Source organism: Streptomyces cyaneochromogenes (assembly GCF_003963535.1).
Taxonomy (GTDB): domain Bacteria; phylum Actinomycetota; class Actinomycetes; order Streptomycetales; family Streptomycetaceae; genus Streptomyces; species Streptomyces shaanxiensis.
This window is the reverse complement of record NZ_CP034539.1, coordinates 3,582,595-3,597,642: the sequence shown is the minus strand read 5'-3', so window position 1 is coordinate 3,597,642 and position 15,048 is coordinate 3,582,595. Positions and strand designations below refer to the sequence as shown.

The 15,048-nt window shown below is 71.7% G+C and carries 14 protein-coding genes; 8 read left to right on the top strand and 6 right to left on the bottom strand.

All coding sequences use genetic code 11. The features are described 5' to 3' along the window. Positions 1 to 32 precede the first annotated feature (32 nt). A complete protein-coding gene (locus tag EJ357_RS16020) occupies positions 33 to 1,127 on the bottom strand; it encodes a mechanosensitive ion channel family protein (RefSeq protein WP_126392270.1) in 1,095 nt (364 codons plus the stop codon). A 318-nt stretch (positions 1,128 to 1,445) separates the two neighbouring features. On the opposite strand from EJ357_RS16020, the gene EJ357_RS16015 reads away from it, so the two are divergent. After that, positions 1,446 to 1,982, top strand: coding sequence for an HNH endonuclease (locus EJ357_RS16015; RefSeq protein ID WP_030049754.1), 537 nt, complete (start codon positions 1,446 to 1,448; stop codon positions 1,980 to 1,982). A 185-nt stretch (positions 1,983 to 2,167) separates the two neighbouring features. On the opposite strand, the gene EJ357_RS16010 is transcribed toward EJ357_RS16015, so the two are convergent. Then, the gene (locus EJ357_RS16010; protein ID WP_126392269.1) at positions 2,168 to 2,701 is read right to left on the bottom strand and encodes a PadR family transcriptional regulator; all 534 of its coding nucleotides are present in this window, start codon (positions 2,699 to 2,701) and stop codon (positions 2,168 to 2,170) included. Positions 2,702 to 2,898: 197 nt separating this feature from the next. Here EJ357_RS16010 and EJ357_RS16005 point away from each other — a divergent pair, with 197 nt between their 5' ends. The 3 genes from EJ357_RS16005 to EJ357_RS15995 all read left to right on the top strand — a co-directional run bounded on the left by EJ357_RS16005 (position 2,899) and on the right by EJ357_RS15995 (position 5,618). Further along, complete coding sequence (locus EJ357_RS16005; protein WP_126392268.1) at positions 2,899 to 3,159, top strand: hypothetical protein; 261 nt, start codon at positions 2,899 to 2,901, stop codon at positions 3,157 to 3,159. After that, the gene (malQ, locus tag EJ357_RS16000; protein ID WP_126392267.1) at positions 3,160 to 5,286 is read left to right on the top strand and encodes a 4-alpha-glucanotransferase; all 2,127 of its coding nucleotides are present in this window, start codon (positions 3,160 to 3,162) and stop codon (positions 5,284 to 5,286) included. Positions 5,287 to 5,360: 74 nt separating this feature from the next. Then, positions 5,361 to 5,618: a hypothetical protein gene (locus tag EJ357_RS15995; RefSeq protein ID WP_031476771.1), complete on the top strand. Its 258-nt coding sequence runs from the start codon at positions 5,361 to 5,363 to the stop codon at positions 5,616 to 5,618. A gap of 145 nt (positions 5,619 to 5,763) precedes the next feature. Here the strand turns inward: EJ357_RS15995 and EJ357_RS15990 are convergent, their stop codons facing one another. Beyond that, positions 5,764 to 6,345, bottom strand: a complete 582-nt coding sequence (locus tag EJ357_RS15990; protein ID WP_126392266.1) for a TetR/AcrR family transcriptional regulator — start codon at positions 6,343 to 6,345, stop codon at positions 5,764 to 5,766. 113 nt (positions 6,346 to 6,458) lie between these two features. Here EJ357_RS15990 and EJ357_RS15985 point away from each other — a divergent pair, with 113 nt between their 5' ends. Continuing rightward, positions 6,459 to 7,937: an FAD-dependent monooxygenase gene (locus tag EJ357_RS15985; RefSeq protein ID WP_126392265.1), complete on the top strand. Its 1,479-nt coding sequence runs from the start codon at positions 6,459 to 6,461 to the stop codon at positions 7,935 to 7,937. 32 nt (positions 7,938 to 7,969) lie between these two features. On the opposite strand, the gene EJ357_RS15980 is transcribed toward EJ357_RS15985, so the two are convergent. Further along, positions 7,970 to 8,482 (bottom strand): MarR family winged helix-turn-helix transcriptional regulator, encoded by a 513-nt coding sequence (locus EJ357_RS15980; protein WP_126392264.1) that lies wholly within the window; start codon positions 8,480 to 8,482, stop codon positions 7,970 to 7,972. A gap of 109 nt (positions 8,483 to 8,591) precedes the next feature. Between EJ357_RS15980 and EJ357_RS15975 the strand changes: the two genes are divergently transcribed. Genes EJ357_RS15975 through EJ357_RS15965 form a run of 3 tightly spaced genes read left to right on the top strand, consistent with a single transcriptional unit; the run spans position 8,592 to position 11,484 of the window. Then, a complete protein-coding gene (locus EJ357_RS15975; RefSeq protein ID WP_126392263.1) occupies positions 8,592 to 9,533 on the top strand; it encodes an EamA family transporter in 942 nt (313 codons plus the stop codon). Between the two features lie 35 nt (positions 9,534 to 9,568). Further along, positions 9,569 to 10,546 carry a DMT family transporter gene (locus EJ357_RS15970; RefSeq protein ID WP_126392262.1) on the top strand — a complete coding sequence of 326 codons (978 nt, stop codon included), beginning with the start codon at positions 9,569 to 9,571 and terminating at the stop codon, positions 10,544 to 10,546. Positions 10,547 to 10,560: 14 nt separating this feature from the next. Further along, entirely contained in the window at positions 10,561 to 11,484 is a 924-nt protein-coding gene (locus tag EJ357_RS15965) for a LysR family transcriptional regulator (protein WP_126392261.1), read from the top strand. A gap of 253 nt (positions 11,485 to 11,737) precedes the next feature. Here EJ357_RS15965 and EJ357_RS15955 read toward each other — a convergent pair whose 3' ends face one another. Further along, positions 11,738 to 12,214, bottom strand: coding sequence for a DUF1203 domain-containing protein (locus EJ357_RS15955; protein WP_126392260.1), 477 nt, complete (start codon positions 12,212 to 12,214; stop codon positions 11,738 to 11,740). A 199-nt stretch (positions 12,215 to 12,413) separates the two neighbouring features. Further along, complete coding sequence (gene pepN, locus EJ357_RS15950) at positions 12,414 to 14,990, bottom strand: aminopeptidase N (protein ID WP_126392259.1); 2,577 nt, start codon at positions 14,988 to 14,990, stop codon at positions 12,414 to 12,416. Positions 14,991 to 15,048: the final 58 nt, after the last annotated feature.

The window sequence follows — 15,048 nt, the reverse complement described above, 5'->3', positions numbered from 1 at the left end:
CTTCGTGATACGGCTGCTGCGGCCTCGTGGGCCTACTTCGTCACGCTCGGCGGCGTCAGCGGAGTGGCCGCCTGGGCCTGCGGCGACGAGGTGTTGGCGTAGGCCGACGGGGCCGAGATGCCCGCCGTCGGGTCGGTCGCGGCCGCGTCCTCCACCGGGAGCGCCGGGCGGCCGACGATCGGGATGTCGGCGGCGTCGAAGGCGCGCTTGATGCGCCAGCGCAGCTCGCGTTCGACGGTGAGGGACTTGCCGGGCATGGTCTTCGCCGAGACGCGGACGACCATCGAGTCCAGCAGCACGCTGTCCAGGCCGAGGACCTCGATCGGGCCCCAGAGGAGCTCGTTCCAGGGCTCCTCCTTGCTCATCGCCTCGCCGACCTCGCTCAGCACGGCCTTGACCCGGTCGAGGTTCTCGGAGGGGCGGACCGTGACGTCCACGCCCGCCGTCGACCAGCCCTGCGAGAGGTTGCCGATGCGCTTGACCTCGCCGTTGCGGACGTACCAGATCTCGCCGTTGTCGCCGCGCAGCTTGGTCACGCGCAGGCCGACCTCGATGACCTCGCCGGAGGCGACGTCCGCGTCGATCGAGTCGCCGACGCCGTACTGGTCCTCCAGGATCATGAAGACGCCGGAGAGGAAGTCGGTGACCAGGTTGCGGGCGCCGAAGCCGATCGCCACGCCCGCGACACCGGCGGAGGCGAGCAGCGGGGCCAGGTTGATGTCGAAGGCGGACAGGACCATCAGCGCGGCCGTGCCCATGATCAGGAAGCTGGCCACCGAGCGCAGGACGGAGCCGATCGCCTGGGAGCGCTGACGGCGGCGCTCGACATTGACCAGGAGGCCGCCGATCGCCGTACCGTCCACCGCCTGCGCGGTGCGGTTCATCCGGTCTATGAGCTTGGTGATCGCCCGCCGGATCAGCACTCTCAGCACCCCGGCGATCACCAGGATCAGCAGGACCTTGAGGCCTATCGCGAGCCAGGTCGACCAGTTCTGCTCGACCCAGCTCGCGGCCTGGGTCGCGCTCTCCTGGGCGTCCTGGACCGTGGGGACCGACGGGGTCTCGCTCTCCGAGGGAGACGGTGACGGCGTCGAACCGACGGCCAGGAGAAAGGCGGGCAAGGACACGGCGGGTACCTCCAGTGCAGCGGCCCGCCCCACCGGCAGATGGTCAAGGTCACGAAAAGGTCACCGGCGGGGCAGGCCCACCACACTATCGGGGCATCGTGTGTGGATCGGCGCCATGTTCGAGGGAGGAAACGTGCCCACCCGGGGATGAACTGGTGGGATGAAGCGTTCATCGTCCGGGGGATGGATCGAGATGTGGTTGAAAACACTCTCAGCCCGTTACCGGTACATGGTGGCGCTTTCACCAGGCAAGAGGGGAGACTGACTACAGATCGTCCCGGCGCGAGCCACGCGCCGCCGACGCCCAAGGAGGCATCCGTGCCGCATGTCCTGGTCCTCAACGCGTCGTACGAGCCACTCGGCGTCGTACCGCTCCGCCGCGCGCTCGTCCTCGTCCTCGAGAACAAGGCCGTATGCCTCGAGGAGTCCGGCGCCTTCATGCACAGCGCAACCGTCACAGTCCCCGCACCCAGCGTGGTCCGGCTCAAGCGATTCGTCCGGGTTCCCTATCGGGGGCCCGTTCCTCTTACCCGCAGAGCGCTCTTCGCGCGCGACGGGGGCCGGTGCATGTACTGCGGTGGCGTCGCAACCAGCGTCGACCACGTCATCCCGCGCAGCCGCGGGGGCAAGCACGTCTGGGACAACGTGGTGGCGTCCTGCCGCCGCTGCAACCACGTGAAGGCCGACCGACACCTGTTCGAAATCGGCTGGCGGCTGCGCCACAAACCCGCTCCACCCACCGGCCTGGCCTGGCGCATCATCGGCACCGGGCATAGGGACCCGCGCTGGCTGCCGTACTTGCAGCCGTTCGGCGCGGAGGACGCCATGGCCCGGATCGACGGCATTTCCGCCTGACGATCCGGGCCTTCGCACACCTGCCGTACGGTGCCGGCGACATCCGGCCCCGAGGGTCCCCCGGTGGCCCCGGGGCCGGGCGGTCGCGCGGCCGCCCGGGGCCAGGGCCTGTCCGGCGGATCAGCTTGTGTGCCTTGACGAGGTCACGGGCCGCCGGCAGCGGCAACCCATGCCCTCTCTGTCGCTCATGCTGTGTCGACCTCCGCGGTCAGGGTGATGAGCCGGGCCGCCGTGGTCGTCATCCAACGGAGGTCGGCGTCGAGGTGATTGAGGGCGTAGTCCGCCGAGAGCACGGTCGCGAGGTCGGCGCCGCGCGCGGTCTTGACCGCCGTGAGCTCCCGCATCCGCTCCATGTGGGCGGCGCGCTGGGCGCGCAGATAGGCCTCCGGGTCGCCGCCGGACAGGATCGAGACGACGACCTTGGCGAAGATCTCGTTCGTCACGAACGGCGCGGGCGGCGCGATCTCCCCGGCCCACCGGGCCCGTTCACGCGCTCCGTCCGGTGTCGAGCGGTACGCCGTCCGCTCCGGGCCGCCGTCGGAGTCGGTGCCCTCGACCTCGGCCAGGCCGTCGCGGACCAGGCGCCGCAAGGTCGTGTAGACCTGCCCGTAGGCCAGCGGACGGGCTTGCGGGAAACGTTCGTCGTGGCGTCGCTTGAGGTCGTAGCCATGGCTCGGCCCCGCGGCGAGCAGCCCCAACAGGATGTGGCGGGTGCTCATGCCGATCATTGTCTACTGAGTACATGTACTGAGTGAATAGTGACCGGTGAATCACCTTCGGCGAAGGCGCGGCGACGGAAATGTTGCGGAACGAAATGTGATGACACGCACGTTGTTCCCATCCGTACGTCTGCCGACGCGCCCACTGGGTAGGGCTGCGATGACCCGCCGTCGTACTACGACCAAAGGAGGCCCCCATGGCCACAGCGTCGGCCCTGTCCAAACCTGAGGCGCCCTTCGAGCCCGAGATGTACGCCTGCGTCTTCAGTGCCGAGGGCGCCTGTGCCGAGATCCCCCTCACCAGCGAACCGCCCCTCCCCGACGCCGAGCCCCTCACCAGCGAGCCGCCGCTCGCCGACGCCGCGCCACTGACGAGCGAGGCGGCCACCTGGGACGTGGAGGCGGATACGGGTATGGACACCGGTGTGGACATGGACTTGCGCGCCCCGAGGCCCTAGATGACAGCACAGCGGCCGCCCGGCGCACCGGACCTGGAACTCCCCTGCGACGACCTGTCCCGGCTCGCCGAGCTGCACGGTGTCGCCACCTCCTACGAGCCGTCCCCGGACCGCAGGGTCACGGCCTCCGCCACCGCACTCACCCTCGCCCTGGCCGCCCTCGACATCGACACGAGCACACCCGACGCCGTCCGCGGCGCGCTCGCCGCCCGGGAGCGGGAGCTGCGTGAGCGGCTGCTGCCGACGACGGTGGTGTGCTGGAGCGGCGACGCCGAGCCCGAGACGCTGGCCGCCCTGCCGGCCGGCACCCGGCTGCGCATCGAGACCGAGCAGGGCGGGTCGCAGGCCGCTGTCGATCAACTCCCGCCCGGCGTCCACCGTTTGACGGCGACCGCGCCGGACGGCCGTACGGCGACCACGCATCTGGTCGTCGCCCCGCCCCGCCTGCCCGCACCCGCCGGACGCTCGTACGGCCTTCTCGTCCAGCTCTACTCCCTCCTCTCCCGTCGCTCCTGGGGCATGGGCGACCTCGGCGACCTCGCCGAACTCGCCGCCTGGGCCGGCCGGGCGCTCGGCGCTGGATTCGTCCAGGTCAACCCGCTGCACGCGGCCGTACCCGGCACCCCTACCGACCCGTCCCCCTACCGCCCGTCCTCCCGCCGCTTCCCCGACCCCGTGCACCTGCGGGTCGAGGACGTCCCCGAGTTCGCGTACGTCGAGGACCGCGAGCGCGTGCGGGGGCTGCTGGAGCGGGCCGGGCGGCTTCGGGAAGCGGTGCTGGACAAGGGGGAGCTGATCGACCGGGACGCGGTGTGGGAGGCGAAGCGCGAGGCGCTGGAACTGGTGCGCGAGGTGCCGCTCGGGCCGGGGCGGCAGGCCGCGTACGTCGACTTCCTCGCGCGCGAGGGGCAGGCGCTGGAGGACCACGCCACCTGGTGCGCGCTCGCCGAGGCGCACGGCTCGGACTGGTCCCGGTGGCCGGCGGGGCTGCGGGATCCCCGGTCGCCCGAAACGGCCCGCGCGCGACGCGAGTTGATGGACCGGGTCGACTTCCACTGCCGCCTCGCGTGGCTCACCGACACCCAGCTCACCGCCGCCCAGCGCGCCGCCCGGGAAGCCGGGATGCCGGTCGGGATCGTGCACGACCTCGCGGTCGGGGTGCATCCCGGGGGCGCCGACGCCTGGGCGCAGCAGGAGTACTTCGCCGCCGGGATGTCGGTGGGCGCGCCGCCGGACGCCTTCAACGCGCGTGGCCAGGACTGGGGGCTGCCGCCCTGGCGGCCGGACCGGCTGGCCGAGTCGGGGTACGAGCCGTACCGCCGACTGCTGCGGGCGTTGTTCCGGTCCGCGGGCGCCCTGCGCATCGACCACGTCATGGGGCTGTTCCGGCTGTGGTGGGTGCCGCAGGGGCACGCGCCGACGGAGGGGACGTACGTCCGTTACGACGCCGAGGCCATGCTCGCGATCCTGGTGCTGGAGGCCTCCCGGGCCGGGGCCGTGGTGATCGGGGAGGATCTCGGCACGGTGGAGCCGGGCGTACGGGAGACGTTGCGTTCGCGGGGCGTGCTCGGCACCTCGGTGCTGTGGTTCGAGCGGGACTGGGACGGCGACGGCCGACCCCTGCCTCCCGCATCCTGGCGCGCCGACTGCCTCGCCACCGCCACCACCCACGACCTGCCGCCCACCGCGGCCCGCCTCACCGGCGAACACGTCGAACTCCGCGACGGCCTCGGCCTGTTGACCCGCCCCCTGGAGCAGGAGCGGGCGCAGGCGTCGGCGGACACCGGCGAGTGGCTGGAGCTGCTGTCCCGGCTGGGACTGCTGCGCGGCTCCCACGGCGGGCACTGCACCTCGGAGGAGGAGGCCGAGATCCAGGCCGTCCACCGCTTCCTGCTGCGCACCCCGGCCCGCATGGTCGGCGTCTGGCTCCCGGACGGCGTGGGCGACCGGCGGCCGCAGAACCTGCCGGGGACGTGGGACCAGTATCCGAACTGGCGGCTGCCGATCGCCGATGCCGGGGGGAGGGCGGTGACGCTGGAGGACCTGGCGGCTTCGCCCAGGGTGCGGGCATTGGTGGAGGTGCTGCGGGCGGGGGTGCCGGCCGCGCCCGACGGGAACCCGGTGTGAGGGCCGGGCGGGCCCGCGTCGCATACGGCACCCCGGGCGCGCGGCCCGTCATGGGGTTCTGTACTTTTGGGACCGTGGACAAGAAGAACGCCCTGCGCGCCGGCGCCCTGGCTGCCGGTACGACGCTGATGATGCTGCTCATGTCGTCCCCCGCGCTCGCGCTCACGCGTGACGACGGCGACGACCCCGGCCAGGGCCTGAGCGTCATGGAGACGCTGGGCCAGTTCGTCTTGGCCCCGATCGTGCTGTTCGCGGTCATCGCGGGCCTCGTGATGGTCCTGGACCGCTCCACCGACCGCCAGCCGAAGGCAAAGGCCAAGGCGAAGGCCTGAACAGGCCCGAGCAGGTCGAGCAGGCCGAGAAGGCCTGATCAGGGCGGCTGAGCCCGCTCACAGCTCTTCCCGAGGGCGTCGGCCCCGTCACCACGTACGCGTAACCGCCGTATGCGACGACGAGGCCGGCGCCCTCGGTGTGTTCTCACGCCGGGTACGGCGCCGTCAGATACCGCTGCACCGTGGGCGCCAGCCATGCCACGACCTCCTCGGGGGCCAGATCCACGGCGGGCGGAAACCGCAGGACGTAGCGCGTGAGCGCCAGCCCCAGCAACTGCGCCGAGACCAGGGCCGCCCGCGCGGGGGCCTGCTCGGGGTCGGGGCACATCCGGCGCGCGACCGGCACCAGCTGGTCCCCGAAGATGCCCCGCATGCGCTCGGCCCCGGCCTCGTTGGTCACGCCGACTCTGAGCAGGGCCGTGAGCACCTCGTTCCTCTCCCACATGCTCAGGAAGTGCGTCACGAGCGCCCGGCCGACGTCCTCCCGGGTCAGTGACCCCGGGTCGGGCAGCCGCAGATCGATGGCGACGGCCGCCGCGAACAGGCCCTCCTTGTTGCCGTAGTAGCGCATCACCATCGACGGATCGATGGACGCGTCCTTGGCGATGGCCCGGATGGTGGCGCGGTCGTACCCGTCGGTCGCGAAGCGCTCGCGGGCGGCGTCGAGGATCGCCTTGCGCGTGGCCTCGGAGCGGCGAGGCGGAGTGGAGGGCTTGCTGTGCATCATGCCAACAACTGTAGGCCAACACCTGTTGACACCCAAAGGGTGCGGTTCTAATGTTGCCAACAAGCGTTGGCAAACAGACGTTGGCAAACGAGTGTTGACAATAGGAGGCCACCATGAACGGCACTCACACCGGCACCGTAGGCATCACCCACCCCGTGATCGTCGTCGGCGCCGGCCCCACCGGCCTCCTCCTCGCCGGTGACCTCGCCGCCGCCGGCGTCCCCGTCGCCCTCGTCGAGAAGCGCCCCCACAAGATCAGCAACCTCTCCCGCGCCTTCGGCGTGCACGCCCGCACCCTGGAGCAGCTCGACGCCCGCGGCCTCGCCGACCCGCTGCTCGCCACCGGCAGCACCATCACCGAGCTGCGACTCTTCCGTCGTCTCTCGCTCGACCTGGGCACGCTGCCGTCCCGCTTCCCGTTCCTGCTCATCACCCCGCAGTACGAGGTCGAGCGGCTGCTGGAGCGGCGGGCGCGGGAGCTCGGCGTCGAGTTCCTCTTCGAGAACGAGGTCGTCGGGCTGCGGCAGGACGACAGTGGGGTCGACCTCGATGTACGCGGCCCGGACGGGGCGGTCGTCACGCGTCGCGCGGCCTACGTCGTCGGCGCGGACGGGCACCGCAGCTCCGTACGCCGTGCCGTCGGCCTGCCCTTTCCCGGCGTCTCCGTCATCAAGTCCCTGTTCCTCGCGGACGTCCGGCTCACCGAGCAGCCGGGGAGCGTGCTCACCGTCAACGGCGCGGGTGACGCCTTCGCGATGATCGCGGCCTTCGGTGACGGCTGGTACCGCGTCATGGGCTGGAGCCGACGCCACGAGGTCCCCGACGACGTCCCGCTCGACCTCGACGAGGTCAAGGACGTCACCCGGCGCGCCCTGGGTACCGACTTCGGCATGCACGACGCCCGCTGGCTCTCCCGCTTCCACAGCGACGAACGGCAGGCACCCGAGTACCGGGTCGGGCGGGTCTTCCTCGCCGGCGACGCCGCGCACGTGCACTCGCCGGCCGGCGGTCAGGGCATGAACACCGGCCTCCAGGACGCGGCCAACCTCGGCTGGAAGCTGGCCGCGGCCGTGCGGGGCTGGGCGCCGGAGGGTCTGCTGGACAGCTACCAGGCCGAGCGCCACCCCGTCGGCAAGGCCGTGCTGCGCAGCAGTGGCGGGCTGGTCCGGCTGGCACGGGCGCAGAGCCCGGGCCTGCGAGCCGTACGCGCCCTCGTCTCCGCCTTCGCCCGCGTGGCCCGGCCGGCCCGGGCGAAGGCCCTGGCCCAGATCTCCGGCATCGGCTACCGCTACCCCGCTCCACGCGGCGCCCACCGCCTTGCCGGCACCCGAGCCTCCGACGTCGCACTCGCCGGCGGCGGCCGCCTCTACGAGGCCCTGCGCGGCGGGCGGTTCGTGCTGATCACGCCGAGGGCGGACGAAGCGGAGTCGTACGACGGCCAGGGCGCCCGCGAGGACCGGCTGGCCGTCGAGCGCTGGGCGGGCGACCGCCGTACGACCGTGCTCGTGAGGCCCGACGGATACGTGGCGTGGGCGGCGGACGCGGCGGACGCGGCGGCGGTCGAGGCGGCGCTCGTCGCTCACCTGGGGTGAGCGGAGGCCTGCCTACCGGTGCTCGGGCATCCCTACCGGTCTTCGGGCGTCCCCGCGAGCAGTTCCCGCAGCAGGTCGGCCAGTTGGCCGGCCTGCTCGTCGGTGAGGGCCGACAGGGCCTCCGTCTGGACGGCGACACCCGCGCCGACCGCCTCGTCGATGAGGGCCAGCCCCTTCTCGGTGAGCGTGACGTGCAGGCCGCGGCGGTCGTGCGGGTCGGGGGAGCGGCGCAGCAGGCCGGCCCGTTCCAGTTTGTCGAGGCGGCCGGTCATGCCTCCGGTGGTGAGCATCAGCGTCGCCGAGAGCTGGCGGGGTGAGAGCGTGTAGGGCTCGCCGGAGCGGCGCAGCGTCGCCAGGACGTCGAACTCGCCGCGCGAGATGCCGTGGGGCGCGTACGCCTTCTCCGTGCGGTCGCCCATCGTGCGGGAGAGGCGGTGGATCCGCCCGAAGATCTCCATCGGCCTGGTGTCGAGGTCGGGGCGCACGGTCGCCCACTGGTCGATGATCGCGTCGACGGGGTCCTGGCGCTGCGGGCGTTCGCTCATGGGCCGAGTATCGGCGGTCGGTTGCTCGCCCGCAAGAAAGTGGCTTGACGGAAAGTAGCTTGGAGCTAAGCTACTTGCTACTGACCTACTCTGGAAGGTGCGTCACTCCATGCCTGCCAACCGTGCCGCCCTGATACTGCTCACCGCCCTCGCCCCGATCTCCTGGGGCACGACCTACGCGGTCACCACCGAGTTCCTGCCGCCGGACCGGCCCCTCTTCACCGGCCTGATGCGCGCCCTCCCCGCCGGTCTGCTGCTGCTCGCCCTCGCCCGCGTCCTCCCGCGCGGCGCCTGGTGGTGGAAGTCGGCGGTGCTGGGCGCGCTGAACATCGGCGCCTTCTTCCCGTTGCTCTTCCTCTCCGCGTACCGGCTGCCGGGCGGCATGGCGGCCGTCGTCGGCTCGGTCGGTCCGCTGCTGGTCGTGGGCCTCGCGGCGCTCCTGCTGGGGCAACGGCCGACGCCGCGGAACGTGCTCACCGGCGTCGTGGCGGCGTCCGGCGTCAGCCTGGTCGTGCTGAAGGCGGCCGGCGCGCTCGACCCCGTCGGTGTGCTGGCGGCCCTCGCCGCCACGGCGTCCATGGGCACCGGCACGGTCCTGACCAAGCGCTGGGGGCGCCCGGACGGCGTCGGCCCGCTCGCCCTCACCGGCTGGCAGCTCACCGCGGGCGGCCTGCTCATCGCCCCGCTAGCCCTCCTGGTCGAGGGCGCACCACCCGCGCTCGACGGCCGGGCGACCGCCGGCTACCTCTACCTGGCCCTGGCGAACACGGCGGTCGCGTACTGGCTCTGGTTCCGCGGCATCGGCCGCCTCAGCGCCACACAGGTCACCTTCCTCGGCCCGCTGTCGCCCCTGACCGCCGCGGTGGTGGGCTGGGCGGCGCTGGGACAGGCGCTGACGCCGGTGCAACTGGTGGGTATGGCCCTCGCGTTCGGGGCGACGGTGGTGGGGCAGATCGGGGCGGGCGCGAAGGCCGTACGACCTTTCAGTTCCACTGAAGAGAAGCTTCGGAAAGATTCGATGGACGTGACAGTTCCAGCGCTGCGACGGTAGATCGAGCCCGATCACCGACCAGCGAAAGGATCTCCGTGACCGTCGTCCTCCCCAGGACAGCCAGAACAACCAGGACAGCCAGAACAACCAGGACGGCCAGAACAACCAGGACGGCCCCCGCCCCGACCCCCCTCCTCAAGGCGACCGCCCTCGGCATCGCGCTCGCCGCGCTCGCCACCGTCGTCTGGTCCGGCAGCTTCGTCACCTCCCGGGCGCTGGCCGACAGTGTGCCGCCGGTGCAGCAGGCGTTCTGGAGATGGCTGGTGGCGCTGGTCGCGGTGGCCCCCTTCGGGGCTCGGCAGGCCTGGCGCCAGCGGCAGTCGATCCGCCGTCACCTCGGCTACGTGGTCGCCGCCTCGCTCCTCGGCGTGGCCGTCTACAACACCCTCGTCAACCAGGCCGGGTTGACCACGCCCGCCGCCAACATGGGCATGATCATGGCCGCCTCGCCGGTCCTGATGGCCGTGTTCGAACGGGCCGCGGGGGTACGGCTGGGAGCGCGCCGGGTGCTGGGGCTGCTGACGGCGTGTGCGGGCGTCGTACTGCTCATCGGAGGAGGCGCGCGAGGAGGCGCAGGAGGTTTCGCGGCGGGCGACCTGTGGATGGTGGCGGCTGCCTGCTGCTTCGCCTCGTACAGCGGCCTGTTGCGGCGCAAGCCGGCCGAACTCGGCGGTACGGCCTTCCTGTTCACCACGTTCCTGCTGGGCACGGCGCTGCTGCTGCCCGCGCAGGGGGTGAGCCTCGCCGTGCAGGGCGGCTTCGATCCGACGCCCGGCACCGCCTTGCCGATCCTGTACGTGGGGGTCGCCTCCTCCGCCGTCGCCTTCTTCGCCTGGAACCGTGCGATCGCGCTGGTCGGCCCGAGCCGCGCCGGGGTCGTCTACTACCTCCAGCCGGTGTGCGTGGCCCTGCTGTCCTGGGCTGTCCTCGGCGAGAGCATCGGCCGGCCGCAGGTGCTGTGCATGGCGCTGATCCTCGGCGGAGTCGTCCTGGGTGCGGCGGCGCGTCGGTGACGTAGGTTGCCGCCATGGTCGAGTGGGACATCCGGAAGCTGCAGATCCTGCGGACGCTGCGGGAGCGGGGGACCGTGACCGCGACGGCCGAGGCGTTGCGGATGACGCCGTCGGCCGTGTCGCAGCAGCTGACGAATCTCGCCAAGCAGGTCGGGGTGCCGTTGCTGGAGGCGCAGGGGCGACGGGTGCGGCTCACGGACGCGGCGCGGCTGGTGCTGCGGCACGCCGAGGCCGTCTTCGAGCAACTGGAGCGGGCGGACGCCGAGTTGGCGGCCTACGTGCACGGTGAGGTCGGCGAGGTCCGGGTGGGCGCCTTCTCCACGGCGGTGCCCGCGCTGGTCGTCCCGGCCGTGCGGGCGCTGCGGGAGACACATCCCGGGGTGGTCGTACGGGTGCGGGAGACCGAGGCCGGGGAGGCGTACGAGTTGCTGGCCGCCGGGGAGGTGGACCTCGCGCTGTCGCTGGCCGCGCAGGCGCCGGCGGTGGGCGACGCGCGGTTCACCCAGGTGCCCTTGCTCGCGGACCCACTGGATGTCGCGTTGCCCCGCGGGCATCGGCTGGCGGGGGCCGGCGAGGTGCGGCTGGCCGATCTCGCCGAGGAGGACTGGATCTTCGGCGGCAGCGGGCCGTGGTCGGACATCACGCGGGGGGCGTGCGAGGCGGCCGGGTTCAGTCCTCGGCAGGGACATTCGGCGGCCGGGTGGACGGCGATCCTGGCGATGGTGGAGGCGGGGATGGGGGTGGCACTGGTGCCGCGCATGGCTGCCGCCGTGCCCAGGGGCGGGGTCGTGATGCGGGAGGTGGGGGAGCAGCGGCCGGTTCGGCATGTGGTGGGGGCGGTGCGGAAGGGCGGAGAGGACGGGCCGGCGGTCGGAAGGGTGCTCGACGCTCTGCGAACCGTTGCCACCAGGTATGCCCGGGACGCCGGCCCCCGCTGATCGCGTGTCCTCGACGAGGAGGCCGACCTTTCCAGCCGCAAGGAATTCCGAGGCCACGTCACAGCAGGGGCCGTCCTCGCCGATGCCTCCGGCCGAGTGCTCCACGTCAAGCGCCTTGCCCTGAACCGCCGGCTGCTGCCCGGCGGGCACCTGGAAGGGGGGACAGCAGCCTCCTTGCTGCCGCTCGGAGGGAGTTGACCGAAGAGACCGGTTGCGCACCGCGACGGAAAGGCAGTGTGCGTACTCAGGGCGTTCAGGCCCTGCGGACCTCGTAGAGGAAACAGCCGTACTCGACGGCCCGGACGTGGACGACCGCCACGGCCGCGTCGTCGAACGCCTCCCGGAACGCCGCCTCGAACTCCCCGTGCTCCGGCACGAGCCGCCCGCCCAGGATGTGCCCGTCGGCCGAGTAGCGGCGCACCGTGCGGTGGGCGTTCGTGAAGGGCAGCCCGTCCCCGTCCGGCCCCGCGCACTCCTGCGCATGGACGAAGACGGGCCCCTGCTCGTCGTACGCCCCCGGATCGTTCCCGTTCCCGGCGGCCCAGCGCCGCAGCGGAGCGTACGAGACGAGCGCGATCCGCTCGCCCACCGCGCTGCGGCGCAAACAGCAGCGCAGGGGCGCCCCGCCCTCTTCGTCCGTCACGGGAACCATGCGGCGTCCCGCGTCGTCAACGGAGCGCAGTTCCTTCAGGGCCGTCGGATCGATGGGGTGTGCGTGGTAGGTCGTCATGCACTCAGCCTCACGCGCTCGTGCTCCGCCCACCGGCGGTAAACGGACATCGCGCACCGGGGGTAGAGCAATTCCGCCGTCTGACACCACACCAAGTCCACCGCCCCCACATGGCCGGACGACGAAAGAGGCGATCTTTAAGACGTCGCAGGGGATGTCCGGCATGGCGTGCCGGACATCCCCTGCGACGTACAACCGACTATTCCGCAGCCGCGGCGTCCGCAGCCTGCGCCTTCAGCGCCCGCTCAACTCCCGCCCGGGACTCCGAGACCAGGCGTCGCAGGGCCGCGTTCGGTTCCGCCGACGACAGCCAGGCGTCCGTCTTGCGCAGCGTCTCCTCGGAGACCTGGATCGCCGGGTACAGGCCGATCGCGATCTGCTGGGCGATCTCGTGGGAGCGGGAGTCCCAGATGTCCTTGACGACCTCGAAGAACTTGTCCGTGTAGGGGGCGAGGAGTTCGCGCTGGTCGGTCTGGACGAAGCCCGCGATCACCGCTTCCTGGACGGCGTTCGGGAGCTTGTCGGAGTCGATGACCGAGGCCCAGGCCTCGGCCTTGGCCTCGGGGGTCGGGCGGGCGGCGCGGGCCGTGGCGGCGTGGCGCTCACCGGCCGCCGTCCTGTCCCGCTCGTACTCGCCCGCGATCTCCGTCTCGTCGAAGCGGCCCACCGCCGCCAGGCGCTGCACGAACGCCCAGCGCAGCTCCGTGTCGACGACCAGGCCCTCGATCGCCTGGGAGCCGTCCAGCAGGCCCTCCAGCAGGTCCAGCTGCTCCGGTGTGCGGGCCGTCGCCGCGAACGCCCGCGCCCACGCCAGCTGGTGGTCGCTGCCCGCCTCCGCCGCGCGCAGGTGGGCCAGCGTGGCGTCCGTCCAGCGGGTCAGCAGGGCCTCGCGGGCCGCCGGGGCGGCGTACAGCTCGATCGCCAGCTTCACCTGGCGCTGCAGCGACTGCACCACGCCGATGTCGGACTCCTTGCCGATGCCCGACAGGACCAGGGAGAGGTAGTCGCGGGTGGCGAGCTCGGCGTCGCGCGCCATGTCCCAGGAGGACGCCCAGGACAGGGCCCGCGGGAGCGAGGCCTCGAAGTCGCCGAGGTGGCGCGTCACGAACGCGAGCGACGCCTCGTCCAGGCGGACCTTCGCGTACGACAGGTCGTCGTCGTTGAGCAGGATCACATCCGGACGGGGCTGGCCCGACAGCTGCGGTACGGCCGTCAGTTCGCCGTCCACGTCCAGCTCGATCCGCTCGGCGCGCACCAGCTTGCCCGAGGTGGCGTCCAGGTTGTACAGGCCCACCGCCACGCGGTGCGGGCGCAGCGTCGGCTCGCCCTTGGCGCCGGCCGGCAGCGCCGGGGCCTCCTGGCGGATCGCGAAGGACGTGATCACGCCACTCGCGTCCGTCTCGATCTCGGGGCGCAGGATGTTGATGCCCGCGGTCTCCAGCCACTGCTTCGACCAGGTCTTCAGGTCACGGCCGGAGGTCTCCTCCAGGGCGCCCAGCAGGTCGGACAGGCGCGTGTTGCCGAACGCGTGCCGCTTGAAGTACGCCTGGACGCCCTTGAAGAACGCGTCCTGGCCGACGTACGCCACGAGCTGCTTGAGGACCGAGGCGCCCTTGGCGTAGGTGATGCCGTCGAAGTTGACGAGCACGTCGTCCAGGTCGCGGATCTCGGCCATGATCGGGTGCGTCGACGGCAGCTGGTCCTGGCGGTACGCCCACGTCTTCATCTGGTTGGCGAAGGTGGTCCACGCCTGCGGCCAGCGCGACTCGGGGGCGTGCGCCTGGCAGGCGATGGACGTGTACGTGGCGAACGACTCGTTCAGCCACAGGTCGTTCCACCACTCCATGGTGACCAGGTCGCCGAACCACATGTGGGCCAGCTCGTGCAGGATCGTCTCCGCGCGGCCCTCGTACGCCGCGCCCGTCACCTTGGACCGGAAGACGTACTGATCGCGGATGGTCACCGCGCCCGCGTTCTCCATCGCGCCCGCGTTGAACTCCGGCACGAACAGCTGGTCGTACTTCTTGAACGGGTACGGGTAGTCGAACTTCTCCTGGAACCAGTCGAAGCCCTGCCGGGTCACCTCGAAGATCGCGTCCGAGTCGAGGTACTCGGCGAGCGACGGGCGGCAGTAGACGCCGAGCGGGACGGACTGGCCGTCCTTCTCGTAGACGCTGTGCACGGAGTGGTACGGGCCGACGATGAGGGCCGTGATGTACGTCGAGATGCGCGGCGTCGGCTCGAAGGACCAGACGTTGTCCTTGGGCTCCGGGGTGGGCGAGTTGGAGATGACCGTCCAGCCCTCCGGGGCCTTCACGGTGAACTGGAAGGTCGCCTTCAGGTCGGGCTGCTCGAAGGACGCGAAGACGCGACGGGCGTCCGGCACCTCGAACTGGGTGTACAGGTACGCCTGCTGGTCGACCGGGTCGACGAAGCGGTGCAGGCCCTCGCCGGTGTTGGTGTACGCGCAGTCGGCGACCACACGCAGGACGTTGGGCCCCTCCAGGAGGCCGGGGAGCGCGATCCGGGAGTCCTCGAAGACCTGGTCCGGGTCGAGCGGGTCGCCGTTGAGCGTCACCTCGTGCACGGTCGGGGCAACGAGGTCGATGAAGGAGTCGGCGCCGTTCTCGGCGACGTCGAAGCGCACCGTGGTCACGGACCGGTAGGTGCCGCCCTCCTGCGCGCCGGAGAGGTCGAGATCGATCTCGTACGAGTCAACGGTGAGCAGCTTCGCCCGCTGCTGCGCCTCTTCGCGAGTCAGGTTTGTGCCAGGCACGCGGTCATCTCCTCGATATGTGTGGGTTGCGCCATCCTTCCACGGGACCTGCGCGTGA

Coding starts and splice junctions, on each gene's coding strand:
- EJ357_RS16010 (WP_126392269.1), bottom strand. CDS start 2,701: ATGAGCACCCGCCACATCCTGTTGGGGCTGCTCGCCGCGGGGCCGAGC.
- EJ357_RS16005 (WP_126392268.1), top strand. CDS start 2,899: ATGGCCACAGCGTCGGCCCTGTCCAAACCTGAGGCGCCCTTCGAGCCC.
- malQ (WP_126392267.1), top strand. CDS start 3,160: ATGACAGCACAGCGGCCGCCCGGCGCACCGGACCTGGAACTCCCCTGC.
- EJ357_RS15990 (WP_126392266.1), bottom strand. CDS start 6,345: ATGATGCACAGCAAGCCCTCCACTCCGCCTCGCCGCTCCGAGGCCACG.
- EJ357_RS15985 (WP_126392265.1), top strand. CDS start 6,459: ATGAACGGCACTCACACCGGCACCGTAGGCATCACCCACCCCGTGATC.
- EJ357_RS15980 (WP_126392264.1), bottom strand. CDS start 8,482: ATGAGCGAACGCCCGCAGCGCCAGGACCCCGTCGACGCGATCATCGAC.
- EJ357_RS15975 (WP_126392263.1), top strand. CDS start 8,592: ATGCCTGCCAACCGTGCCGCCCTGATACTGCTCACCGCCCTCGCCCCG.
- EJ357_RS15965 (WP_126392261.1), top strand. CDS start 10,561: ATGGTCGAGTGGGACATCCGGAAGCTGCAGATCCTGCGGACGCTGCGG.
- EJ357_RS15955 (WP_126392260.1), bottom strand. CDS start 12,214: ATGACGACCTACCACGCACACCCCATCGATCCGACGGCCCTGAAGGAA.